General features: G+C 46.3%; 19 protein-coding genes. 5 read left to right on the top strand and 14 right to left on the bottom strand.

Annotation, left to right across the window (positions count from 1 at the left end):
• Positions 1-11 precede the first annotated feature (11 nt).
• From yajC to queA, 3 genes are all read right to left on the bottom strand, one after another.
• Positions 12-338, bottom strand: a complete 327-nt coding sequence (yajC, locus tag IC571_RS08985; RefSeq protein ID WP_173956385.1) for a preprotein translocase subunit YajC — start codon at positions 336-338, stop codon at positions 12-14.
• A 133-nt stretch (positions 339-471) separates the two neighbouring features.
• Positions 472-1,629 (bottom strand): tRNA guanosine(34) transglycosylase Tgt, encoded by a 1,158-nt coding sequence (gene tgt / locus IC571_RS08980; protein WP_215316133.1) that lies wholly within the window; start codon positions 1,627-1,629, stop codon positions 472-474.
• Entirely contained in the window at positions 1,626-2,672 is a 1,047-nt protein-coding gene (gene queA, locus IC571_RS08975; RefSeq protein ID WP_215316131.1) for a tRNA preQ1(34) S-adenosylmethionine ribosyltransferase-isomerase QueA, read from the bottom strand. The genes tgt and queA overlap by 4 nt, the downstream gene beginning before the upstream one ends.
• A gap of 30 nt (positions 2,673-2,702) precedes the next feature.
• On the opposite strand from queA, the gene recG reads away from it, so the two are divergent.
• The gene (recG, locus tag IC571_RS08970) at positions 2,703-4,772 is read left to right on the top strand and encodes an ATP-dependent DNA helicase RecG (RefSeq protein WP_215316129.1); all 2,070 of its coding nucleotides are present in this window, start codon (positions 2,703-2,705) and stop codon (positions 4,770-4,772) included.
• An 8-nt stretch (positions 4,773-4,780) separates the two neighbouring features.
• Positions 4,781-5,644: a 4-hydroxybenzoate octaprenyltransferase gene (ubiA, locus tag IC571_RS08965; RefSeq protein WP_215316127.1), complete on the top strand. Its 864-nt coding sequence runs from the start codon at positions 4,781-4,783 to the stop codon at positions 5,642-5,644.
• On the opposite strand, the gene proC is transcribed toward ubiA, so the two are convergent.
• Genes proC through IC571_RS08940 form a run of 5 tightly spaced genes read right to left on the bottom strand, consistent with a single transcriptional unit; the run spans position 5,641 to position 11,196 of the window.
• Entirely contained in the window at positions 5,641-6,498 is an 858-nt protein-coding gene (proC, locus tag IC571_RS08960; protein ID WP_215316125.1) for a pyrroline-5-carboxylate reductase, read from the bottom strand. The genes ubiA and proC overlap by 4 nt on opposite strands.
• Before the next feature lie 8 nt (positions 6,499-6,506).
• Positions 6,507-7,232, bottom strand: coding sequence for a YggS family pyridoxal phosphate-dependent enzyme (locus tag IC571_RS08955; RefSeq protein ID WP_215316123.1), 726 nt, complete (start codon positions 7,230-7,232; stop codon positions 6,507-6,509).
• Positions 7,229-8,506, bottom strand: coding sequence for a glycolate oxidase subunit GlcF (gene glcF / locus IC571_RS08950; RefSeq protein WP_215316121.1), 1,278 nt, complete (start codon positions 8,504-8,506; stop codon positions 7,229-7,231). The genes IC571_RS08955 and glcF overlap by 4 nt, the downstream gene beginning before the upstream one ends.
• Positions 8,507-8,539: 33 nt before the next feature.
• A complete protein-coding gene (gene glcE / locus IC571_RS08945) occupies positions 8,540-9,691 on the bottom strand; it encodes a glycolate oxidase subunit GlcE (RefSeq protein ID WP_215316119.1) in 1,152 nt (383 codons plus the stop codon).
• Positions 9,691-11,196, bottom strand: a complete 1,506-nt coding sequence (locus tag IC571_RS08940; protein WP_251373575.1) for an FAD-linked oxidase C-terminal domain-containing protein — start codon at positions 11,194-11,196, stop codon at positions 9,691-9,693. The genes glcE and IC571_RS08940 overlap by 1 nt, the downstream gene beginning before the upstream one ends.
• Positions 11,197-11,223: 27 nt before the next feature.
• Between IC571_RS08940 and IC571_RS08935 the strand changes: the two genes are divergently transcribed.
• Positions 11,224-11,793, top strand: a complete 570-nt coding sequence (locus tag IC571_RS08935) for a cob(I)yrinic acid a,c-diamide adenosyltransferase (RefSeq protein WP_215316117.1) — start codon at positions 11,224-11,226, stop codon at positions 11,791-11,793.
• Between the two features lie 37 nt (positions 11,794-11,830).
• Here the strand turns inward: IC571_RS08935 and IC571_RS08930 are convergent, their stop codons facing one another.
• From IC571_RS08930 to IC571_RS08915, 4 genes are read right to left on the bottom strand one after another with little or no spacing between them, the layout of a single operon-like run.
• A complete protein-coding gene (locus IC571_RS08930) occupies positions 11,831-12,955 on the bottom strand; it encodes a 3-deoxy-7-phosphoheptulonate synthase (protein ID WP_215316115.1) in 1,125 nt (374 codons plus the stop codon).
• Positions 12,956-12,986: 31 nt separating this feature from the next.
• Positions 12,987-14,477, bottom strand: a complete 1,491-nt coding sequence (gene tldD / locus IC571_RS08925) for a metalloprotease TldD (protein WP_251373358.1) — start codon at positions 14,475-14,477, stop codon at positions 12,987-12,989.
• Between the two features lie 12 nt (positions 14,478-14,489).
• Positions 14,490-15,317, bottom strand: coding sequence for a carbon-nitrogen hydrolase family protein (locus tag IC571_RS08920; protein WP_215316114.1), 828 nt, complete (start codon positions 15,315-15,317; stop codon positions 14,490-14,492).
• Positions 15,318-15,331: 14 nt separating this feature from the next.
• Complete coding sequence (locus tag IC571_RS08915; protein ID WP_215316112.1) at positions 15,332-19,444, bottom strand: YhdP family protein; 4,113 nt, start codon at positions 19,442-19,444, stop codon at positions 15,332-15,334.
• A 78-nt stretch (positions 19,445-19,522) separates the two neighbouring features.
• On the opposite strand from IC571_RS08915, the gene glnE reads away from it, so the two are divergent.
• A complete protein-coding gene (gene glnE / locus IC571_RS08910) occupies positions 19,523-22,351 on the top strand; it encodes a bifunctional [glutamate--ammonia ligase]-adenylyl-L-tyrosine phosphorylase/[glutamate--ammonia-ligase] adenylyltransferase (protein ID WP_215316110.1) in 2,829 nt (942 codons plus the stop codon).
• On the opposite strand, the gene recN is transcribed toward glnE, so the two are convergent.
• Together recN and IC571_RS08900 are read right to left on the bottom strand one after the other, a co-directional pair.
• Positions 22,348-24,018, bottom strand: coding sequence for a DNA repair protein RecN (recN, locus tag IC571_RS08905; RefSeq protein ID WP_215316108.1), 1,671 nt, complete (start codon positions 24,016-24,018; stop codon positions 22,348-22,350). The genes glnE and recN overlap by 4 nt on opposite strands.
• Positions 24,019-24,044: 26 nt before the next feature.
• The gene (locus IC571_RS08900) at positions 24,045-24,950 is read right to left on the bottom strand and encodes an NAD kinase (RefSeq protein WP_215316106.1); all 906 of its coding nucleotides are present in this window, start codon (positions 24,948-24,950) and stop codon (positions 24,045-24,047) included.
• Between the two features lie 37 nt (positions 24,951-24,987).
• On the opposite strand from IC571_RS08900, the gene hrcA reads away from it, so the two are divergent.
• Positions 24,988-25,998, top strand: a complete 1,011-nt coding sequence (hrcA, locus tag IC571_RS08895; RefSeq protein ID WP_215316105.1) for a heat-inducible transcriptional repressor HrcA — start codon at positions 24,988-24,990, stop codon at positions 25,996-25,998.
• Positions 25,999-26,034: the final 36 nt, after the last annotated feature.

Here is a 26,034-nt window from a genome sequence, read left to right as displayed (position 1 = left end):
TTTAATAAAAATTAAGCGGACTTCAATGTGCCTTTAGGCAACACAGTGGTAATGGCACCTTTCTGTAATTGCACTTCAGTGCCAGCAGAAATTTCAACAGTAACGACTTGATCTTTCAATGCAGTTACTTTTCCCATGATGCCGCCAACAGTCACCACTTCATCGCCTACTGCGAGCGCTTCGAGCATTGCTTTTGTTTCTTTTTGGCGCTTCATTTGTGGGCGAATCATGATGAAGTACAACACTGCGAACATCAAGATTAAAGGGAGGAAGCTCATCAAGCCACCTGCATCTGCGCCCGCAGCTGGAGCCTGGGCAAAAGCGTTACTAATCCACATATCAAACCTCCGTTAATGACTAATTGGAAACTGCTGCATTTTTAAGCTTTTAAGAGAAAGCCGTAAACCCGCAATTCTAAACTGTATGGGGCTTTGGAGGTGATTTGAAGGGGTTTATTGCCCCTAGAGGGGATTAATCCTGCCCTGGCTCTACGCCTCGCTGACGATTGGCATGGAATTCCTCGCGATATGCGCTAAAGCGGTCTTTGCTTAAGGCCTCCCTAACCTCAGCCATTAGTTGCAAGTAGTACGAGAGGTTATGGATCGTATTGAGCTGAGATCCAAGAATTTCGTTGGCTTTTTGGAGGTGGTTTAAATAGGACCTAGTGAAATTTTGGCAGGTGTAGCAAGCGCAAGTTGGGTCCAATGGTCGATCATCATCTTTGTAGCCAGAATTACGCAGTTTCAAATCACCAAAGCGAGTAAAGAGCCAACCATTGCGTGCATTTCGAGTAGGCATGACGCAGTCGAACATATCGATCCCTAGGCTTACACCCAAGATGAGATCTTCTGGGGTACCTACGCCCATGAGGTAGTGAGGCATGTGCTCAGGTAATTTGGGCGCAGTGAAATTGAGAATGCGTTCGAACTCTGGTTTTGGTTCGCCAACGGATAGACCGCCAATGGCAATGCCATCAAAGCCTTGTTGACTCACGGCATTCAAAGAAAACTCGCGAAGATTTTCAAACATGCCTCCCTGAACAATGCCGAAGAGTCCATTACCAGTATTGAGCTCACGAAAACGTTTTAATGAGCGGTCACCCCAGCGCAAAGACATTTCAAGAGATGCGCGCGCTGTTTTTTCGCTAGTAGCTTGACCCTTAGTTTCATAGGGAGTGCACTCATCGAATTGCATTGCAATGTCGCTATTAAGCACTGCCTGAATTTCCATTGAAACTTCAGGCGACATAAAGAGTTTGTCACCATTGATGGGCGAGGCAAAAGTAACACCTTCTTCTGAAATCTTTCTTAGTGCGCCCAAGCTAAACACTTGAAAGCCACCTGAGTCCGTGAGGATGGGTTTATCCCAGCCCATAAAGCGATGAAGGCCACCATGTTTTCTGATGACATCTAAGCCTGGTCTGAGCCAGAGATGAAAGGTGTTACCTAAAATAATTTGCGCTTTTGCTTCATTGAGATCGCGCGGAGTCATGGCCTTTACCGTGCCATAAGTTCCTACTGGCATGAAGATAGGGGTTTGCACACTGCCATGCGGAAGATCGAGCTGACCAAGTCGTGCTGGACTTGTAGAGTCCTTTGCCAAAATTGAAAAATGAACAGGTTTGGTCATGGTGATGGTTTTCCGAGTCGACTTAAAAACATCGCGTCGCCATAACTAAAGAAACGATATTTTTGATGAATAGCATGTTGATAAGCTGCACGAATATTATCCATGCCAGCAAAAGCACTTACCAGCATTAATAGGGTGGATTTTGGCAGATGGAAGTTTGTTAACAGGCAATCCACTGTTTTAAATTGAAATCCAGGGGTAATAAAGAGATTGGTTTCGCCGCTATTTTTCTGGCTTAACGCCTGACTTTCTAAGGCTCGTAAGCTAGTTGTGCCAACAGCAATCACACGTTTCCCCTCTTGATGCGTTTTTTTAATCGCATCTAGCGTTGAGTCTGGAATCGAGAACCATTCATAATGCATTTGATGTTTCGATAAGTCTTCTTCGCGTACAGGAGTAAAGGTGCCCGCGCCGACATGTAAGGTGACAGTAGCTCGATGAACTCCCCGAGCTTCCAGTTGCGTCAGGATGTTTTCATCAAAATGAAGACCAGCAGTAGGTGCTGCTACTGCGCCCGGATTTTTGGCGATGACGGTTTGATAGCGCTGCGCATCATTGCTGTCAGGCTGATGCTCAATATAGGGAGGGAGAGGTAATTCACCAAAGCGCTCAAGCAAGGAGAAAATATTTTCTGGGAAGCGAACCTCATAAAAGCGCCCATCGTGACCAATCATTTCTGCTGGGAAGGATTCACCTGCGGCATTGTGAATACGAACGATATCACCAGTCTTAGGCACTCTTGATGCTCTGATTTGGACCCAGGCTTGTTGGTCGCCACTAATCCGCTCGATGAGCAGTTCAATGTTCCCGCCTGTCTCCTTTTTGCCATGCAGTCTGGCCGGGATAACTTTGGTGTCATTAAAGACCAGCAAGTCCCCTGGATTAATAAGGTCTAGGATGTCCTTAAACTGTCGATCTAGCAATTGAACACCCACATCTCCATTTGGCTTAAGCTCTAGGAGGCGGCTATCAGTTCTATTCGCCAAGGGGTGCTGAGCGATTAGTTCGGGTGGGAGTTCGTAATTAAAGTCGGAGAGTTGCATAGCATTACCATCAGGTATTAGATTTTAACGATGACTACCAAGCAAGCGCCAAACACACTCCAAAAAATGGGTTTAGATAGCCCTATGGCCCTCGCTTTGCATCTTCCTTCTCGTTATGAGGATGAGACGGAGTTACTTTCGATTGATGAGGCCCTGATTCAGGGGCGATTTGGCTCAGTTCAGACTCAGGGTGTGGTGATTCGTAACCAGGTATTATTTAGACCTAGAAGACAAATGCTTGTCACGATAGAGGACAACACAGAAACTTTGCATTTGCGTTTCCTCAATTTTTATCCAAGTCAGCAAAAGCAAATGGCTGTTGGTGCCCATATTCGAGTGCGGGGCGAGATACGCGAAGGATTTCAGGGTGCCGAGATGGTTCATCCGACAGTGCGCGCCGTTGCGCCAGATACACCATTGCCAACCAGCTTGACGCCTGTTTACCCAGCAAGCGCTGGCGTTTCTCAAGCGGCAATTCGTAAGGCGATTAATCAGGCGCTACGAGACCCAAGCTTGCAAGAAAGTTTGGCGGAATTTCTGCCGATCCAATTAATGGGTCAGTTATTACCAAGCAATGATTGGCCTAGTTTGCAATCTGCTATTACGTATCTGCATCAACCGCCAGCAGATGCGGATACGCAAGCATTGTTGGAGCGTACGCATCCTGCATGGCGTCGTGTTCAGTTTGAGGAATTGCTAGCGCAACAGATTTCATTAAAACGTGCACATGCGATTCGTCGAGAACGGCAGGCATCAAGCTTCCATAAAAGTGATGTATCAAGCATCAGTCTTGAAAAAGGTTTGTTAAATGCCTTGCCATTTCAATTAACCGGGGCTCAGTCTCGTGTCTGGGATGAAATTGGAGTGGACTTATCGCAATCGTTCCCAATGAATCGCTTGCTACAAGGTGATGTTGGTAGTGGAAAGACGGTTATTGCCGCATTGGCTGCAGCACGGGTGATGGATCATGGTTATCAGGCGGCAATCATGGCGCCAACCGAGATACTGGCTGAGCAACATTACCTCAAAATGAGGGAATGGTTTGAGCCCCTAGGAGTCCAAATCGCTTGGTTATCGGGAAGCTTGAAAGCGAAAGAAAAGAAATTGGCACAAGAGTTGATTGAGAGTGGCGTTGCTCAACTCGTTGTTGGCACTCATGCCTTAATTCAAGAGAATGTGCACTTTGCCAAATTGGGTTTGGCTGTGATTGATGAGCAACATCGATTTGGTGTCCGACAACGTTTAGAAATTCAGCAGAGAGTCGGCTCAGAATTATTTTATTGCCACCAACTCATGATGTCTGCAACGCCAATTCCACGCACCTTGGCGATGACCTATTACGCCGATTTAGATGTTTCGGTAATTGATGAGCTGCCTCCAGGGCGTAAGCCAATTGCCACTAAAGTGGTGAAAGCAAGTCGAAGAGAAGAGGTGACCCATGGTTTGCAAAGTTGGCTTTCGAAAGGTTTACAAGCGTACTGGGTATGCCCTTTGATTGAGGAATCTGAGGCGCTGCAACTACAAACTGCGGTTGAGAGTTTTGAAGAGCTCACCAAGGCCTTGCCAGAATTCAAAGTGGGCCTAGTTCATGGGCGCTTAAAGGCCGATGAGAAGGCGGCGGTCATGGCTGCATTTAAGATTAATGAAATTCAATTATTGGTTGCGACTACGGTGATTGAAGTGGGGGTTGATGTCCCTAATGCAGCACTCATGGTGATTGAGCATGCTGAACGTTTTGGGTACGCTCAAATTCATCAGCTACGTGGGCGTGTGGGTCGCGGGTCGGCAGATTCGGTATGTATTTTGATGTATGCAGAACCTTTGTCATTAGCGGCAAAAGAACGCTTGCAAACTTTACGCGAAACATCCGATGGATTTGTCATTGCAGAGCGTGATTTATCGCTTCGTGGCCCTGGAGAGCTTTTGGGTGCCAAGCAATCGGGGGATGCCATGCTACGTTTTGTTGACTTGCAGCGAGACGCTTGGTTAATCGAGCTGGCGCAAAAAGCGGCTGAACGTTTGTTAAGAGACCATGGTGAAATCGTTGAGCATCACTTAGAGCGCTGGCTTGGCTCCCGCGCAGAATTTCTGAAGGCATAATTCTGAATATGTCTTTTCATGAACGACTACGGGCTTATGCCCATCTGATCCGCTTAGATAAGCCGATTGGAACTCTATTACTATTGTGGCCAACTCTATGGGCCCTATGGCTAGCTAGTTCTGGGATGCCAGATCTCAATATCTTGTTTATTTTTGTAGCAGGTACTTTCTTGATGCGCAGTGCTGGTTGCGCTATGAATGATTACGCTGACCGCGATTTTGATCGTCATGTACAAAGAACCAAAGAACGTCCAGTAACCAGTGGCAAGATTTCTGGCAAAGAAGCTGTAGCTGTCGCTTTCATTCTAGCTTTGATTGCGTTTCTATTAATTCAACCATTAAATGCCTTTACCAAGCAATTATCAGTACTTGCGTTAGCGGTGGCATTTATTTACCCATTTACTAAGCGTTTTTTTGCAATGCCTCAAGCAATCCTGGGGGTTGCTTTTGGGTTTGGTATTCCTATGGCATATGCTGCAATCCTAAACTTTATTCCACTAGAGGCATGGGTTCTATTTGTGGGCAATATATTTTGGGCGATAGCCTATGACACTGCCTATGCCATGGTGGATCGAGAAGACGATTTGCGCTTGGGTTTGCGCACTTCGGCGATTACCTTCGGAAAATATGATGTCGCTGCGATTGGTATTTGCTACGGAATTTTATTCATTACTCAACTGTGGGTAGCGCAGTTGGCAGATCTGAGTAATTACTTTTTAGTAGGTTGGTTTATGGCGCTAGCTTGCGCTATCTATCACTTGCAACTAGTTTCAACTCGAGAGCGCGAGGAGTGTTTCCTCGCTTTTCGCCATAACAATTGGTTGGGTGGATTTTTGTTCTTAGGAATTGTGCTCGGATTGAGCATCAATTAGCGTTGCCCTAGTTCATCGCCCATCGTTTTGCCGCGTTGACTAGCGGCATCAATCGCTTTCTCTAAGATCTCATGCCAGCCATGTTGCTTCATGACATCCAAGGCTGCTGCAGTGGTACCGCCTTTAGAGGTAACGCGTTCACGCAAAATGCCGGCATGTTCATCAGAGTTGTGAGCTAATTGAGTGGCGCCTTCGAGCGTGGCATAGGCTAACTGACGAGCCGTCTTAGCATCTAAGCCCAATTTTTCACCAGCAGATTGCATTGCTTCCAAGAAAGCAAAAACATAAGCAGGGCCACTACCAGAGACTGCAGTAACCGCATCCATCAGTTTTTCATCGGATACCCAAACAGTTTGACCTACGGCAGTACAAATGGTTTGAGCAAGCGCGCGATCGGATGCATTAACAGCGGCATCAGCGAATAGTCCGGTAATGCCTTTACCAATCAAAGCAGGAGTATTTGGCATTGCTCGCACACAGCGTGTGTGATCTAGCCAGCGACTCATATCTTTGAGCCGAATACCAGCGGCAATACTTAAGATCAAAGGACCCGGTGCACTAGCATGCTTAAGTTTAGAAGCCAGCCCTTTAGCAACGACATTAAAGTCTTGCGGTTTGATGGCCATCACTACTACATTATTTTTGGAGAAATCAAATGCAATTTGCTCAAGGGCGCCAATGCCTTGAACGCCAAAATCTTCATATAGCTTGAGAGCGGTACTTGCATTTGCTTCTACTACTGAAATTTGATTGGGTTCAAATCCATTTGCCAGTAAGCCGCTAATTAAGGCGCGCCCCATATTGCCACCGCCGATAAAGGTGATGTGTGCGTTGCTATTATTTTGATTGGTCATTTGTTGGCTCATTTTGTAATCTTATCGCGCTTCCCAAAAATGGCGGTTCCCACCCGAACCATTGTGCTTCCTTCTGCAATGGCGGCCTCGAGATCGTCCGACATGCCCATCGATAGGGTGTCAAAAGATTGATAGCCTGGGTCGACCAAACGATTCGATTGAATTTGCTTGAAACAGTCACGTACTGCCGCAAACGCTTGGCGCTGCTTTAGTGGATCTGAAGTTGGTTCTGGAATCGCCATGAGGCCTCGAAGGACAATATTTGGCAGCTTACTGACGACATCACAGAGTTCTAGTGCATCTGAGAGAGGAACGCCGCTTTTGCTCTCTTCCTCGCTAACATTTACTTGTATGCAGACTTGTAATTCAGGCAAGTCGGGAAACTCTCCACGCTGAGCCGAGAGGCGCTCTGCAATCTTCAGTCGGTCAACACTATGAACCCAGTCGAAATGCTCGGCAACATCACGGGTTTTGTTACTTTGCAGTGGGCCGATGAAGTGCCACACTAACCAAGGGCGTAGCTTTTCAAGCTGAGTAATTTTTTCTACGGCCTCTTGGACGTAATTTTCACCAAAAGCCGATTGGCCGGCATGCATTGCTTCTTCAATCGCACTAGCAGGAAATGTCTTGCTAACTGCTAAGAGCTCAATCTCTTCAGGTTCACGCTTTGCCGCTAGGGCCGCAAGCTCGATGCGTTCCTTAACCTGAATCAGATTAACAACGATTGATTTCATTTGCTCCGTACTTGCTTACCAATGAGTTGATCAACGATTTCAATCCAGTGTAAGACGGGCTTCTCATCTTGTTGGAGATGGGTAATGCAACCAATATTTCCAGAAACAATGACATCGGCGCCAGACTCTTCGCAGGCAACTGTTAAGTTATTCAACTTATTTTTGCGCAATTGCTCAGAAAGTTCAGGCTGAGTCACTGAGTAGGTGCCAGCAGAGCCGCAACAGAGGTGGCTGTCATTGCACAGGCGAACACCAATGCCTAAGTTGCTAAGCAAGCCTTCAACTTTGCCTCGAATTTGTTGACCATGTTGAAGAGTGCAGGGTGGGTGATAGACCACGCCCGGTTTTTGATCGGTACCAATTAATTCGACAAGTTCATTTTGTAATGCTGCCATTACCTCGGAAATATCTTTTGTCAGATCCGAAATTTTCTTGGCTTTAGTTGCGTAAACAGGGTCATTTGCTAATAGATGTCCGTAGTCTTTCACCATCACGCCACAACCAGAGGCTGTCATGATGATTGCCTCAACGCCGTTTTCTACCATTGGCCACCAAGCATCAATATTTTGTTTAACGTTGTCTAGGCCACCCGTTTGATCGTTAAGGTGGTAACGAAGTGCACCACAGCAGGTAGCACTTGGTGCACTGACAAGTTGGATTTTGAGGGCATCTAGTACTCTTGCCGTAGCAGAGTTAATATTCGGGAGCATGCCGGGTTGAACGCAGCCCTCAAGAATGAGCATCTTGCGAGCGTGTTCTGTATCGGGTCTGGCATAAGGATTGATCTGTTGATCTAGCGCCTTATTTTTCACAAGCGGAATCTTGCGTTTAATGCCATTGGGCATTAATGGCCGTACTAAGCGACCTAAAGACATTGCTGAATTAAACAAAGAGGGCTTTGTAAGACCTTCTTTGAGGGCCCAACGAGTAAATCGTTCGCTAATTGGGCGTGCAGGGGTATTTTCTTCGGCCCACTTACGCCCAATATCAACCAAATTGCCGTATTGAACTCCGCTGGGGCAGGTACTTTCACAATTGCGACAAGTTAAGCAGCGATCCAAGTGCAAGCGAGTCTTTTCAGTGGGTGCTTGTCCTTCTGCAATCTGTTTAATTAAATAGATGCGACCACGCGGACCATCTAATTCATCGCCAAGTAACTGATAGGTTGGGCAAGTTGCAGTACAAAAACCACAATGAACACATTTTCCTAAAATGCGTGCGGCTTCAGTGCCTTCGGGTGTATTGGCAAATTGGGGAGCGAGTTGAGTTTGCATATGAAAACGAAAGAAGTGCGCTTAAAGGGGCGTTTAAGGAAGACGGTTAGTCGCGAATACGCCAGCAGGATCAAATGCAGATCTTAGGCGCGCTTGAACTGCTTCAAGAGCTTTGGAGTGTGCTTGCTCACTGAGGAGGGTAAACCGCTCAAACGCAGGATTGACATTTCCACCTTGCTTAAAGCGAGTTGCGTGTCCGCCGTGACTGCTCGCTAATTTTTTGATGGCATCGAATGTCGCTTGATCGCCAGGGGCTTTGATCCAACGTTGCTGTCCATGCCATTCCAGAACTGCATCAGTTTCAGCTTGAGCAATGTTGAGTGGTCCACATGCGGCTGGCAGGGCTAGGCGATATAGCGTTTGATCGGCACCAAGGCTAGTAAAGGGTGAGAGATTTTGTTCGCGTAAGTTGTTCCAAAACTCTTCTGCCTCATCGGGCGAAACGATTTGAGCGTTGACCTGTGCACTCATGAGTGGAGTGGCTGACTTTACTGCCGCAGCTGCGCCAGCTAAGCGAATGGTTAGCTCTCCATCACCATTAGAGCTTCCTATCCAACAGCTTGCCGATAGCGGCAGCGGTTGGCCTGCCCATTCATTTAGTGCTTTAAGCGCTTTTTCTTGAGAAATGCGGCAGCGAAGTGTTGCAGTTGCTGCGGGCTTTGGCAACACTTTGACTGATGCCTCTAGTAGCAAAGACAGCGTTCCCATTGAGCCAGGCAAAAGGCGAGAAATATCATAGCCTGCAACGTTTTTCATGACCTTTCCGCCAAAGGATAGATCTTGTCCTTTGCCATCAAGGATGCGCGCGCCTAAAACAAAATCGCGAAAGTTACCTACGCTGATGCGTCCCGGACCAGCAAGTCCTGCTGCGATCGCGCCACCAAAAGTTGCCTGTTCGCCAAAATGAGGTGGTTCAAAAGCAAGCACTTGATTTTTTTCTTTCAAGGCGGCTTCAATTTCTTTCAATGGGGTGCCGGCACAAGCGGTAATCACTAGCTCTTCTGGTTGGTATTCCAAAATTCCAGAGAAGCTACGTGCGTTTAATTTTCCAAACGAGTTTGGATTGCCGTACCAAGATTTTGTGCCACCACCCTCAATAGAGAGAGGAGTTTTACTTATAGAGGCATTGAGAATTTGCTCGCGAAATGCATCAATCGCTACCTTGTGCGCATTGGAGTTTGTCATTAGAAGCGCTCCAATTCTGGATGAGGTAATTTTCCATTGCTGATACGCATGCGCCCATATTCTGCACAGCGGTTGAGAGTTGGGATGGCCTTATCAGGATTCAATAATTTTTCAGGATCAAAAGCAGCTTTTACGCCCCAGAAGGATTCGCGTTCACCCTCACCAAATTGAACACACATGGAATTAATTTTTTCAATGCCAACACCGTGTTCACCAGTAATCGTTCCGCCGAGCTCAACGCAGGCCTCTAAAATTTCTGTGCCGAATTCTTCAGCGCGATGCCATTCATTCTGGTCAGCACCATTAAACAAAATGAGTGGGTGCATATTGCCGTCACCCGCATGAAATACATTCAGGCAGCCAAGACCATATTTTGTTTCCATACCCTGAATACGTTTGAGCAGAGTGGCAATGTGACGACGGGGAATGGTGCCATCCATGCAGTAGTAATCAGGAGCCAAACGACCTGCCGCTGGGAATGCATTCTTTCGCCCACTCCAAAACTTGAGACGCTCAGCTTCATCTTTTGAAATCTGAATGCCACTTGCACCAGATTTTTCTAGAACTTGTGTCATGCGCTCAATTTCTTCAGCGACTTCTTCCGGTGTGCCATCAGACTCACACAGCAAAATTGCTTCCGCGTCTAAGTCGTAGCCCGCATGTACAAATTCTTCTACAGCGCGGGTAGTGGCTTTGTCCATCATCTCTAAACCAGCTGGAATAATGCCTGCCGCAATAATTGCCGCAACGGCATTGCCACCTTTTTCGATATCATCAAAACTCGCCATGATCACTCTAGCCAGTTTAGGTTTGGCTACGAGTTTTACCGTCACTTCAGTAACCACTGCGAGCATGCCTTCGCTACCCATCATGATGGCAAGTAAATCAAGTCCTGGAGAATCAGGTGCCAGACTTCCAAATTCGACAATCTCACCATTCATGAGAACGCCACGAACACGTAAGACGTTATGTAGCGTGAGGCCATACTTAAGGCAGTGAACACCACCGGAATTTTCATTCACATTGCCACCAATCGAGCAGGCAATTTGTGATGAGGGATCTGGGGCGTAATACAAGCCTAGATGACTGACTGCTTCAGAAATGGCCAAATTGCGTACGCCTGGTTGAACAACCGCAGTGCGCGTGAAGGGGTCGATGCTAAGAATTTTCTTCAGCTTAGCAAGGGATAGAACTAAGCCTTGAGAGAGGGGCATGGCGCCACCAGAAAGACCTGTGCCAGACCCGCGTGGCACAACTGGAATTTCCATGGCGAAACAAATCTTCAAAATCTGCGCAACTTGCTCTTCTGTTTCGGGAAGGGCAACGGCTAATGGCATACGCCGATAGGCTGCTAAACCATCGCATTCATAAGGAATCGTGTCTTCTGGCTCCCAAAGCAGGGCGTGTTCCGGGAGAACGGGGCGCAAGGCAGAAACCAGTTTGGATTGAAGGGCGCTAATTGCGGCCAAATCAGGGGGCGGGGTCACCATATTCATAGCAATCATTTTAGCCATTTACCTATAATTAAGCTTATGGGAAATCGACTATCAAAAATCGCTACTAGAACCGGTGATGCAGGTATGACTGGCCTCGGGGATGGCAGCCGTGTTGAAAAAGACCATTTGCGCATCTGTGCGATGGGTGATGTTGATGAGCTTAACTCCGAAATCGGTGTTTTGATGACTGAAGAGCTTCCTGTCAGTATTGCGGAAGAGTTAAAAACCCTGTTTTTACAGATTCAGCATGATTTATTTGATTTGGGTGGCGAGCTTTGTATTCCTAATTACAAATTGCTAAATCCTGAACACGTAGCTCAACTTGATGTATGGCTGGAAAAATACAACCAGCAATTGCCACCATTAACGGAATTTATTTTGCCTGGCGGTACACGTGCCGCTGCGCAGGCTCATGTATGTCGAACAGTATGTAGAAGGGCAGAACGTTCGATTGTGCGGTTGGGTTGGGAAGAGCCTTTGTACGATGCACCACGACAGTACGTTAATCGCTTATCCGATCTCTTATTTGTTTTGGCGCGAATTCTGAATCGTGCTGCGGGTGGCTCTGATGTTTTGTGGAAGCACGAAAAAAAAGAGACTAAATAAATTAGTCTCTTTTCATTCTTCAGAGCACTTACAGTTATTATTTTTTCTTTGCTCTGCGCTTTTTAACTGCAGCGGCAAGTCGTTCAAGCACTTGCGCGGAATCATCCCAGTTAATGCAGGCATCAGTGATGCTTCTGCCGTACTCTAGCTTACTTGGATCATCTTTTCCTGGCGTGAATTTTTGCGCGCCATCATTGAGATGACTCTCAACCATGACACCAAAAATCTGATGTGAGCCTGATTCAATTTGCTTAGCAATGTCATCTGCCACAACGATTTGACGCTCATGTTTCTTGCTGGAATTGGCGTGAGATAAGTCAACCATCAGACTGCCTGGAAGCTTGGCTGCCTCAAGTTCAGCACAGGCCGCCTGCACAAATTTAGCTTCGTAGTTAGGTTCTTTACCGCCGCGCAAAATAACGTGGCAATCTTTATTACCCTTGGTTTCCACAACGGATACCTGACCATTTTTGTGAACAGATAAGAAGTGATGTGGGCGTCCAGCTGCTTGGATAGCGTCAGTAGCAATTTTGATATTGCCATCCGTGCCATTCTTAAAGCCGATTGGCGCAGATAATCCAGAAGCAAGTTCACGATGTACTTGGCTTTCTGTTGTGCGCGCACCAATTGCGCCCCAAGAAATAAGATCGGCAATGTATTGCGGAGAGATTACATCTAAGAATTCGCTACCTGCTGGCATGCCTAGGCGGTTAATTTCCATTAACACTTGACGCGCTAAACGAAGGCCTTCTTCGATACGATAAGACTCATCAAGGTATGGGTCGTTAATTAAACCCTTCCAACCAACGGTAGTACGAGGTTTTTCAAAGTACACCCGCATCACAATTTCGAGCTCGCCAGAGAAACGAGCACGCTCCGCTAAGAGACGATGACAATATTCCAAAGCAGCCCTTGGATCATGAATAGAGCAGGGGCCAATGATGACTAGTAATCGATCATCTTTGCCATGAATAATGTCGCGAATCTTATTGCGTGTTTTGCTGATCAACGCTTCTGTTGGTGTTCCCGAAATTGGGAAAAAGCGAATCAAATGCTCTGGTGGTGGCAGAACAGAAATTGTCGCAATGCGTTGGTCGTCAGTATCTGACGTTTTATCAACGGCAGAGTACCAATTGGTAGGGTTGGTATTTTGTTGGCTCATGCGGCTATTTTAAGCCGTATTTAGAACAAAATCAGGCAGTTCCGCCTACGGTAAGGGTATCAATTCGCAAAGTTGGCTGTCCAACCCCAACTGGAACGCTTTGCCCCTCCTTGCCGCAGACCCCAACTCCGCCGTCAAGTTTGAGGTCATTTCCGATCATCGATACCTGCTTTAAAGACTCTGGACCGCTACCGATGATGGTGGCGCCTTTAACAGGGTATTGAATTTTGCCGTTCTCCACCCAATAGGCTTCCGATGCTGAAAAAACAAATTTGCCACTGGTGATGTCGACTTGGCCGCCGCCAAAATTGACTGCATATAAACCACGTTTGATGCTCGCCACAATTTCCTCGGGGTCATCTTTTCCGGCCAGCATGTATGTGTTTGTCATGCGTGGCATTGGAAGCGAGGCAAAACTTTCTCGGCGACCATTGCCAGTGAGTGGCATTTTCATGAGGCGCGCATTCAGGCTATCTTGAATGTATCCCTTCAAGATGCCATCTTCAATTAAGGTGGTGCATTGTGTAGGCGTACCTTCATCATCAATATTGAGAGATCCTCTACGTCCCGAGAGGGTGCCGTCATCAACAACAGTCACCCCTTTGGCAGCTACTCTTTGGCCTATGCGCCCAGCAAAAGCAGATGAACCTTTGCGATTAAAGTCACCCTCAAGCCCATGTCCAACCGCTTCATGTAGAAGTACTCCAGGCCAGCCTGGCCCCATTACTACTGTCATTGGACCAGCAGGTGCGGCACGAGATTCTAGGTTGACTAGCGCCCCATCTACCGCTTCATCAACATAGCGGTTAATGAGATCCGCATCAAAGTAGAGGTAATCATGACGTGCACCACCGCCAGATGATCCAGACTCGCGGCGACCATTTTGTTCGGCAATCACATGAACGGAAACCCGCACGAGTGGACGAATATCAGCTGCAAGCAAGCCATTTGCTCTTGCTACGAGCACCACATCAAATTCACCTGCAAGACTAGCCATCACTTGAATAATGCGGGGATCACGTGCCTTTGCGCGACGCTCAATACTCTCTAGTAGCGCAATTTTTTCTTGGGGCTTTAATGAATCCAGCGGGTTTAAATCGGCATATAACTTATTGGATAGCGGATTAAATATTTTGCTCGCGATGGCTTGTTTACCGCCAGCGGGACCAATAACACGAGTTGCTTTAGCAGCCTTATTTAGCGCATCCAGATTAATTTCATCGGAGTAGGCAAACGCAGTTTTGTCGCCATAGATAGATCGAACACCAACACCCTGATCAATATTGAAGCTACCCGATTTAACAATGCCTTCTTCTAGACTCCAACTCTCACTACGCGTATGTTGAAAATACAGATCTGCATCATCCAAGCGATGGGTAAACATATTGCCAAAAGTGCGATGCAAGTCTTGCTCTGATAATCCTGTGGGCTCGAGCAAGATGGATTTTGCGAGTTTGACAAGATCGGCTTGTTTTTTGGATTTAGTCCAATTGGCTGGAAATAATGCTTCGGGCGCGTTCATGTTTTGTGTTGTTCATTTAAGCTTGCGATGTGCAAGTGCCGGTAACTGAGAGCGTACCTCGTTTAGTTTTTCTTTGCTTAAGACGCCAGTAATATAGCCTTCGCCTTCAGGAAGGTCAGCTAAAACTGCGCCCCAAGGATCAATTAACATGCTGTGCCCCCATGTTCTGCGCTGATTGAGGTGGAGGCCACCTTGAGCGGAAGTAATGACATAGGCTTGATTTTCAATGGCACGGGCTCGTAATAGGATATCCCAGTGGGCTTTGCCTGTTGTGTAGGTAAACGCGGCAGGGATGATGTGGCAATCTACCGTCCCCATAGCTCGATATAGTTCGGGAAAGCGGATGTCATAGCAAATGCTGAGCCCAAAAATCCACTCTTGACCATCCACATGAATTTTTAAGAGCCCTGGGGTGTTGCCCGCTTCAATCGTTTCAGATTCTTGGTAACGTTCTTTTGGTGTTTGAAAGCCGAACAAATGAATTTTGTCGTAGCGACCAATTTGTTTGCCATTGGGATCGAAAGTAAGGGTCGTATTTAAAACCTTGTTTGAATCTTTGGTCTCTAAAGGAATGGTTCCAGCGACCAAGTGAATCTGATTGTTTTGAGCAATCTGTGCAAGCTTATCTTGCATAAGGCCACTACCAAAGGGTTCACGAATACGCACTTTATCCGTATCTTTTAAGCCCATCATGCAAAAATATTCAGGCAATACCACCAACTGAGCGCCTGTATTAGCAGCTTCTTCTATTAGCCTGTTCGCAGTATTTAAATTCTGCTCAAGGTCTGGCGTGGAAACCATTTGTACAGACGCGATCTTTAGCTTAGCTGTCGTGCTCATCAGATTCCAGAAATTTATTTTGTGGGACTGGTAGCGCCATTTGCGCTAGGTTTATTTTGTTCGATGAGTAAATTTTTACTCCGAATGGTATTTAAGGTGTTGGAGTCAATCGGTTGACCTTTTTGGTCCAGTGGAATCACTTCCGGATCATCCCATGATCCCTGAATTAAATAATCAGATTGAAGACCGCGATTAATTTGACTTGTTAGAAGATATTGACCAACCAATGCGCCCAATCCAACAATCGGATTAATCGCAAATGCCGCTAGTGACCCAGCTGTCGCATCAATTGTTGGGAAGATGGTAATACGAAGATCTTGAGTTTGTTTTGGAATGTTGATTTGACCACTCATCACCATATTGGCTTGGTCTAAATTCATATTAAATTGTTGGGTTTGAGCAATACCATTGTTGATATCAAAGTTACCGCTAATGGTATTAAAGGGTGTACCTTTAGTAACAATGTTGCCAAGGCTGCCTTTGAGATCAAATGTCGCAAATCGAAACAAGCTTTGTAAGCTGAGCACATCTAGCAACTTAGCTCCACTAGAATTGACTTCTAATAGACGCCCTTTTTCAAGGTTCAAGCTAGCTTTGCCTGCTAGCGTTTCATATTTAGGATCAAATGGAGGGCCATCCCACTGAACATTGGCGCTAACTTTGCCTTGTCCACCTTCAACTGACTTTTGAGGTGTCCAATGGGCAATTATTTGACCAGCATCTTTAATGGCCATATCTATATTGAGGGTGCTATGGTCCGGTGTATTTTTTGTTGCCCCAGTCCATTGGCCGCTGATCGTAGAGTTGCCTTGCGGGTTATTCGTCTGAATTGAATCAATTTTTAAGACGTTATCTACTGTGGTTGATTTCACTTTCAATTGACCGAGTTGGGCTTTTGACCAAGAAAAATCCTCAATCACAATATCCAGGCTAGGTATAGATTCAGGCTTCAATAATTTTTTAGGGGGCGAAGCTTGTTTTGTTGAAGATTCACTAGGGGCAGGCACATCAGCAATTTTTAATTTAGTGAAGCGTCCACTAATTAACCCATTCACCCCAGATTTTTGTGCCTCTTGATACTGAATCTGTCCAGAAGCCTGAGGTGAGTTAATGCGTAACTCCCACACATTCTTTTTATTGTTTGCTGATAAATTGACATCCTGCCAAGGGCGATCAAAGAGCGTCAGTTTCTTCGCTTGCGCTGTAATATGGATATTGCTAGCGCTGGAGTCAGAATTTATTTTGTTTTCTTGAGCGCGACTTGATTTATTTGCTTGCAAGAAACGTTGCCATATATCCAGATTGAGTTCATTGCTTGCAATATTCAGTTGAAAACCTTTTTGGGGGAGTGTTGCTACACCACCGATGCCTAGCCCAAAACGCAATTGAGCATCACGACTTATCGCTCCTTCAAGAGTGTAGAGCTCGCCAATTTTCCCAGACCAACTGATTCGGTTTGCGTTATTGGCATCATTTAATGTTTTAATATTGACCTGTCCAGTCATGGTGGAGCCATTCACCTTTTTGATTGGAGCTGGCGCATTCATTGACCAGTTACGAAGATCAAATTGCAAGTTTGAGTCGCTACCTGTCTTATTAAAGCCAATGATCCCATCATATTTAATGGATCCATTCATGCTATTGAGAAATGCTTGCGCTTCTAAGTTGGAAGAATTTGCAAAATAGTCTTGAATAAACTTGGACTGAATATCGCCAGCAATTTTGAAGCGTTGATTATCTTTGCTTTCTTCTGTGCTGGTGATATTGATGGCTCCCCCTAAAAAGCTTGCTGTGACATTCTCAAATTCTGGATGGGCTTCGGTAATTCGTATGTCGCCTTTGAGGTTTTCAAATGGGGGGAGGTCTGCCCATTGGGCGCGATTGCCTGGTAGGTTTAGTTTCAAATCGACATTTGTATCAGCGGAGCCAGATAAAGGCACTTTTAGACCAAGATTAAAATTGACCGGGCCAGTAACGCGTAAGTTTTGCTCTAGCCCAGTTTCTTTCTTGCCAGCTGGTGATTGGTAAAAGTATTCAAGTAACTGAGGCGCATCCCCTTTTGCATTTCCATTCACCGATAGTGTTAGTTGATTGGCACTAACATTCGGGATTTCAGCATGAAAGGTGTCTAAGCCAACTTGCTTGTAATTTGCTTTCGCGATGTCAACTGCGAAGTAGGCGTTGTTCATGGTGATCTTGCCATTAACGCCCGTGAAGGTTGACCATGTCCCCTGATTACTTGGCAGTAATGGCACTGGACTAAAAGAAGCGCCAGTGATTGGAAGATCCAATGTCAGCTCACCCTGCTGTTTGCCTGGAAAGGGGGCTTGATTCGGATCGCCCTTAATATGCAACTGCCCATTTCGAATGAGGCCCGCATCAAAAGCTTTGCTGAGATACGTTCTCACATCTTTCCCCATTCCTACAGGAAGGTAGCGATAAGCAGTTATGAGATTGGCTTGATCAAAACCCATATCTAGCACCATGAAGTCTGATTCTTTGCCGTTACCTATCTTGTAATTGAGGCTGAGGTTAGCACTAATTTCTGGATTGCTAAGGCTGAGTTTTTTGGTGGCAATAACCCAATTGCCTCTCTGCTTAGACCAACTGATTTGCCCAGTGGCTCGATCTAGTTGAATTTTGGGGTTATCCAAAAAGTTATCAACTTCCAAGCCTAGATTTTGTGAGTCTACAGAAAAGCTCCCCTCTTTTTGATTGCTGGTAACAAACCCAGATAAATGTGAAACAGAGGGTATGGATTTATTAATGCCGACGAAACTTAAATTAATGAGTTTTGCACTGACGTTGAAATCGAGTTTGTTGGATTTAAACCAGCCGCCAGGAATATTGAGCGCGGATAGGGGTGACTTACTTTCTGCCCATTGAATATCAACATCCTCAAGATCACCTTCAGCTTGAGATGCCTTGATCCATTGGTGCACTTTTTTAGAGAGTGGAAGATTTAATGCAAATAAGGCAACATCTTCTACGGAAATTTTGGGTGATGAAAAACCAAATTCTTTGATTTCTCCGTCGGCGCCAGGTGGTCGCCAGCGGAATGTCATGGGGCTAAGATTTTCCAATGGCGCAGATTTTGAGCTGCCCATTTCACGCCAAGCAAATGTTTTAGTGGTAATCCCAATTAAACCGTCAGTAGTTTCTTGAGAAAGGTTGGTTTCCAATCTACCCAGTGCAATAGCCTCTTCACTTTTTGAAGATTGCACCACCAAGTTGTCAACAGCAACAAAGAATTCGCCGCCATCTGGATGTGCATTATCAATCTTTAAATTTCCAGTTGAACTCAATGTGCCTTCTAGGGCGCTCAACTTAAGTTGAAATTCTTCAGCGATTTTTTTGAGATTGAGATTATTAAAGCTCCAGGAAACATTGCCAATCCAGTTATGCCAATCACCCCTCTCTCCACCGAGATGGTGTGCAAAATTCACTTTTACTTCTGCGGGGCCTTGATTCCATGGCGTGCTAACCATGATGGAGCCTGTATGTTGACGAATGCCATTCGTCAAAGACAGATCTTGAACTTCGATGAGGATTGATGATTTTGGGTTGAGCTTATCGTCCCAATTAAGTTTGATCTGTTTTGCTTCAATCAGGTCTTGCGAGAATAACCAGTTCTGAGCTGAGTAGTCACTTGGACTGCTATCAATCGGAATGCCAGCAATCGTAATGATGCCTTTGGCATTTCTTTGGGAGCTAATCTCAGCACCTTCAAAATGGATTTCATGAAAGTAAGGCAGCAAATGGTAGAAGGATTTCCAACTCAGTTGACCATAGATTTTTTCAATTGAAAGAGTTGGCTTTGTTTGTTCGGGAACAGTAAAGCGCAGTCCATCAATTTCAAAAACAGGTCTAATACCGGTCCATGAAACACGCAAATCATCTATAGAAACATTGACCCCAACTCGAGCGCCAATGAGTTTTTCAACGGAAGACTTAGATTTTTCAATTTGTGGCCAAACCACAAATCTGACTGCAAGATGACCCAGTACAAATAGTGTGGCCAAAGTAGCCGTCAAAATAAAGGCGCGTTTATGCCAATTTTTACTCAAATCCTGAAAGCCTTTTGCCAATAGGTCTTTTAGGTGGGGTGGTAAGAAATTTTGCGGCATGGGTTCTATTATCCGTCAGCCTTTGCCTCATCGCCAAGCTTCTGTGGGGTTCTCTTTGGTCGGGATTAAGATGATGGAATGGATGCTTTTTCAAAACAAATCGCGTTTTTAGAGCAACACTCAAATTATGCCCGTCGCTGGCTAAGCGCCAAACCTGAGTGGCGGGACTGGTTGCAGTCTCATGGGCCTCAGAAAATTACTTTAGAGGGAATCCAGGGGCTCTTAGAGTCTTGTAATGTCGAGGGTCTTGGAGCAGGGCAGAGCGAAGCGGATCAAGATGAGCCACGGCTTATGGCGGATTTACGTTTAGCCCGTCAGCGATTAATGCTGTGGTTGGCCTTTCGTGACCTCAATGGCTTGGCCGATCTAAAAGAGGTTACACACAGTCTGAGCCATTTTGCTGAATTGGTAGTAACTCATGCATTGACATTTATTCGTCAGGATTTACAGATGCGCTTTGGTGTGCCTTGGAGCGACTCCACTGATTCTGAAATGCCATTGATGGTTGTTGGCATGGGAAAGTTAGGAGGGCTCGAGTTAAATCTCTCATCTGACATCGATTTGATATTTTTGTATGAACATGAAGGCGAGACTCGAGATGGGCCCAAGAGTTTGTCGAATCATGAATGGTTTACTCGCATGGGAAAGCGTTTGATCAAACTCCTATCAGAGCATGATGCGAATGGCTTTGTATTTCGGGTGGATATGCGTTTACGACCAAATGGTGATTCAGGCCCATTGGTATGCAGTCTCGATATGTTGGAAGAGTATTTGTTGGTGCAGGGCAGGGAGTGGGAACGTTATGCCTGGATCAAAGGCCGGTTGATTGCGCCACTGCCAGGCAGTAAAGACTATGCCCATTGCGAAAAAAGTCTAGAGCAATTAATTCGTCCATTTGTCTATCGGAGGCATTTGGACTATGGGGTCATAGCATCGATTCGTGATTTGCATGTGCAAATTCAGCGAGAGGCAGAGAAGCGTTCAACTGGGCATCAAGGTCGCTCGCATGATATCAAGTTGGGGCGTGGCGGAATTCGTGAAATTGAATTCTTAGCGCAAATGTTTCAGCTCATGCGGGGTGGCACAGACCCACGATTCCGGGTGCGCCCCACTTTGCAGGTTTTGGATTTGATTCGCCAACGTGGCATCTTGCCCGCAGATGATATTACGCAACTTGAAACAGCTTACGTTTTTTTAAGACGCTTAGAGCACCGTATTCAGGTTTGGGATGATCAGCAAACGCATTACTTGCCAGATGAAGTGGAGGCCCGTGCACGCTTAGCTGGCTCTATGGGCTTTGAGAGCGAGGCCAGTTTCTTGAATGAGCTACAACAGCACCAGAACAATGTGGCACGCTTATTTGAAAAAGCATTTTTATTAGATGATGAGACGCGACTCGATCTAGTACCACTAGAGGAAAATTGGCTGCCAGATGCTCAGGTGTTTCCGCAATCATTGGTTCGCTGGAATGCATGGATCACAAGCACTAAAGCAAAACAGTTGCCTGAAAAAAGTCGCCTGATTTTTGATAACTTGGTTCGGAGCGCCGCCAATATATTGCTTGGTGAAATAGGTAGTTCAGGTGATGCTGACCAGACTTTGTCCCGTTTCTTTGATTTGCTAGAGGCCATTGCGAGAAGAAGTGCCTATTTATCTATATTGGCTGAGTACCCAGGCGCACTGTCGAATGTTTTAGCCTTGCTTCAATCATCTCAATGGGGCGCGCAGTACCTTATCTCTCACCCGCACTTACTTGATTATTTGCTCAACTCCCATATGGAGCGAGTATTGATCGATCATCCAGAAGATTATTGGCGAGAGGTGAAGGCGCATCTGGATATGCGCTTAGATGATGTGATGGCCGAAGGCGATGGTTCAGAACAGGCAATGGATATATTGCGTGTAACCCATCACACCGAAACATTTATTACGCTCTTGGCAGATTTAGGTATTGGCGTTGAGCGCGCTCTTTCGGTGGAAAAGGTAAGTGACCACTTATCTGCACTTGCGGACTTAATTCTTCAGGCTACTTTTGAGCGTGTATGGTCAATGGTTGCCAAAAAATTTGGCTTATCAGAAACGGCAATCCCGACATTCGCAATCATTGCCTATGGAAAGCTAGGCGGGAAAGAGCTTGGCTACGCTTCAGATCTAGATTTGGTATTTTTATATGAAGCCGCAGAGAATGATTACGACGCACAGGAGATGTACGCACTACTTGCCAAGCGCATGATCAATTGGTTAACTGCATTTACTTCCACCGGCAGCCTATTTGAAATCGATATACGTCTACGCCCGAATGGATCAGCGGGTTTCTTGGTCACGAATGTAGATGCATTTAAAAAATACCAAATGCGCGAGGGTGATAACGCTGCATGGGTTTGGGAGCACCAGGCGCTCACTCGCGCCCGCTTTGCCGCAGGAAATGCCTCAGTCGGTAGTGAGTTTGATGCTGTTCGTCGCGAGGTTCTCAGCCAACAACGCAATGTTGATCATCTTCGCAATGAAATTGTCGATATGCGGCGCAAGGTTCATGAGGGTCACCCCAATCCAACCCCCGATTTTGATTTAAAGCATGATGCAGGTGGCATGGTTGATATTGAATTTATCGTGCAGTTTTTGGTGTTGGCATATGCGCATCAATACCCGCAGATGATAGGTAACCTGGGCAATATTGCCTTATTGCGTATTGCTGCAGAGGTGGGGTTGATTGAGGCAAATATTGCCAAAGACGTGGGCGATGCTTACCGCTTGTTAAGAGCAAGACAACATCGATTGCGTTTGGATGGCGCTGATAAGACGCGTATTCAACTAAGTGATGAGCCTGATTTAATTGCGGCTCGTGATAGTGTCACATTGCTTTGGCAAGAAATCTTTAAGACCCCTTCCAATATAAAGATGGCTTAATCTTGTTCTAGTAGCTCGCGAGCATGACGGCGTGTTGTATCGGTAATAGTCGCGCCCCCAAGCATTCTGGCGATTTCTTCAACGCGCTCTGCTCTACCCAGAATTTGTACTTGTGAAACAGTTTTATCCCCGGCCTGCGATTTACTGACTTTCAAGTGGTGGTTCCCTTGCGCTGCCACTTGGGGCAAATGAGTGACACACAAAATTTGATGTGATTGACCCAATTGATGCAATAGTTTGCCGACGGTTTCAGCGACAGCGCCACCAATGCCAGCATCAACTTCATCAAATATGAGTGTTGGGGTAAAGGATGCTTTGCTTGTAATGACGCTAATCGCAAGACTAATACGAGCGAGTTCGCCCCCTGAAGCCACTTTAGCTAGTGATCTGGGTGTGCTCCCAGCATGGCCCGCCACTAAAAATTCGACCTGTTCAAGACCATGTGATCCGCCTTCTTGAAGTGGGCTTAAGGCGATTTCTAAACGACCCCCCGTCATCGATAAATTTTGCATTGCATTTGTTACTTGAGTACCAAGGTCGCTAGCGGCTTTATTGCGTTTCTCTGAAAGTTGTTTTGCTTGCTTTAGGTAAGCCGCTTCTTCCTGCTTTACTTTCTCTCTCAGGGCCTCGATATTTTGTGAGGCAGTCAGCGCATCTAAGCGATCTGCAGTTTCTAAAAGAAGTTGTGGCAGCCCATCTACATCTGCTCGGTATTTTTTGGCAGCGCCATGCAATGCTTGCATCCGCTCTTCGACTTGTTCGAGGCGGACAGGGTCTAAATCCATTTTTTGTAAATACCGATTTAAACCATGAATGGCTTCATCGAGTTGAATGTGCACGCTTTCTAGGGATTCGCTGATGTCCTGTAGTGTGGCATCGTGTTCTGCTAGGCCGCTAATGTTGTTGCACACTTTGGATAGCGAGGACTCTAGCGAGTTATCGGCGTCGCTCAAGATCTCTAAAGCTTCTTGGCAACCGCCAATTAATTTGGCGCCGTTAGCTAATCTGGCATGTTCCGATTGAATGTTCGCCCACTCACCCTCTTGTGGAGAAAGTTCGGTGAGCTCTTCTAGTTGCCACTCCAGTCTCTCGCGTTCGCGCTCAATGTCTTGTCCTGCGTTCTCCGCCTGCATCAAGCGCCGACGAGAATCACTTAACGTTTTGTAAGTTTGCGCAACATCTGTAGCTAAAGGCAATAAGCCAGCATGGCGATCCAGTAGCTCTCTCTGGGCGCCACTTTTGAGTAGCAGTTGGTGCGCATGTTGCCCATGAATATCCACCAATTGATCGCCCGCTTCGCGTAGTTGAGTTAGGGTAGCAACACTGCCATTAATAAAAGCACGACTGCGGCCGTTGGACTCTACCGTTCTTTTGAGTAAGAGAGTTTGACCCTCATCCTCACTCGGAAATCCTTGCTCATCAAGCCATTGCCCAAATGATTGAATTAATTCAGGCTCTACTCGGAATGTGGCGGAAATTTCGGCGCGGGTACTGCCCTCCCGAATTTGACTGCTATCAGCCCGTTCGCCAAGGACCAGACCCAAAGCGTCCAGCAAAATAGATTTGCCTGCACCGGTTTCGCCGGTCAGTACTGTGAAGCCGCTAGCAAAGTCGAGCTCAAGCTGATCAACAATGACAAAGTCACGAAGGGAGATGGTTTGAAGCATGTATTAGCGTAGCAGGAAACCCAAGATCAAAAAGTCGACGGGTATTCATTCCAATGTAATTTCTCGCGCAATGTCTTGTAGTCGCTGTGACTGCGAGGGTGTAGGAAGGTGATGGTCTTTTTAGATTGACGCACTTCAACCTTATCGCCACTTTGCAAATTCGTTTGTGATTGCATATCAAAGTTCACAATGACACCAAGACCATTAATGACTTCAATGGTGGTGACGCTATCTTGTGGCAATACGATTGGGCGGTTAGATAGTGAATGCGGCGCAATCGGCACCAGTAATATGCCGGCAACATGAGGGTGCAATATCGGCCCGCCAGCGGAGAGTGCATAAGCAGTTGAGCCGGTCGGCGTAGAAACAATCAAGCCATCGGATCGTTGGTTGTACATAAATGATCCATTGACGTGTACTGCTAACTCAACCATGCCTGATATGCCTGAACGATTTACAACCACATCGTTGAGCGCCAAAGCATGGTTAATTTCTTTGTTAGCGCGAATCACAACTGCATCGAGTAATGTACGTGTATCCGCCTCATACTCACCTGCAATAATTTTTGGTAAGGTGTCCTGAACTGATTGAAATGGGATGTCGGTCATGTAGCCAAGTCGTCCCATATTGATACCGACAAGCGGTACTTGGCTGCCGGCTAATTGGCGACCAATTCCCAGCATCGTGCCATCACCTCCTAAAACGACGACCAGGTCGATAGCCCCAGCAAAATCTTCGGTAGTTTTGCTAGGGTAGTCTTTTATGCCCAATTGGGAGGCGGTAGATGCCTCTATATAGACTTCGCAGCCCAAGCTGCTGACCAGTTTGGCCAATTCCCGAAGGTGCTCATCAATGCCGTCTGCCTGAAATTTGCCTACGAGGGCAACTCGGCTAAAGGCCTTCTTGGAAGAATTTGGGGATGGGCTTAACATATGATGATTAAACCATAGGCATAAAATCCCTTCCACCATGGATGAACGTTCCCGCGCCTTACTAAAAACCCTCATCGAGCGCTATATCGAGGAGGGTCAACCTATTGGCTCGCGCACACTATCCCGGTTTTCGGGCTTAGACCTCTCGGCTGCGACTATTCGCAATGTCATGGCGGATTTGGAGGATATGGGCTTGGTAACCAGTCCACATACTTCCGCTGGTCGAATCCCTACCCCTAGGGGGTACCGGCTCTTTGTAGATACGATGGTGACGGTGCGCCCGTTGGAGGAGATGGCTACAAGAGAGGTGGAAAAGGGTCTACTGCCAGATTCCCCGCAACGAGTACTAAATTCAGCAGCACAAATATTGTCAAATCTCAGCCATTTCGCTGGGGTGGTGATGACTCCAAAGCGAGCTCAGGTGTTCAAGCACATCGAATTCTTGCGCTTGGGCGAAGGCAAAATTTTGCTCATTATGGTGACGCCAGAGGGTGATGTGCAAAACCGTATTCTGCCAACCAATCAAGACTACACACCAAGCCAACTGATCGAAGCAGGTAATTACATTAACACGCAGTTTGCTGGAAAAAGTTTTGAGCAAGTGCGCCAACATTTGCGATCAGACTTAGATAGTTTGCGTGCAGATATTTCTGGGTTGATGGCATTGGCTTTGCAAAGTGGTGTAGCAGATTACGACATGAGTCGAGGCGACATGCTACTTTCTGGAGAGCGTCGTTTGTTGAATGTCGGCGACCTCAGCTCCAATCTTGATAAATTGCGCAAGATGTTTGACATGTTGGAGCAAAAGTCTGTACTCATGCAATTGCTGGATGTATCTAGCCATGCGGACGGTATTCAAATCTTTATTGGCGGGGAAAGTGATCTATTGCCATATGAAGATCTGGCGGTGATTAGCGCCCCATATAGCGTGGATGGCCAAGTCGTAGGCACCTTAGGTGTCATAGGCCCTACTCGCATGGCATATGACAGGGTGATCCCAATTGTGGACATTACTTCTAAATTATTATCAGGCGCTTTGAGTTCTTGAGCTTCGAGCTCTATCAATAGTTCACATTAAATAGTT

The sequence above is a fragment of the Polynucleobacter sp. MWH-UH2A genome (genome assembly GCF_018687195.1).
In the GTDB taxonomy this organism is placed as follows: Bacteria; Pseudomonadota; Gammaproteobacteria; order Burkholderiales; family Burkholderiaceae; genus Polynucleobacter.
Note: the sequence above shows the minus strand (reverse complement) of the source record. Positions and strands in the feature narration are given on the sequence as shown.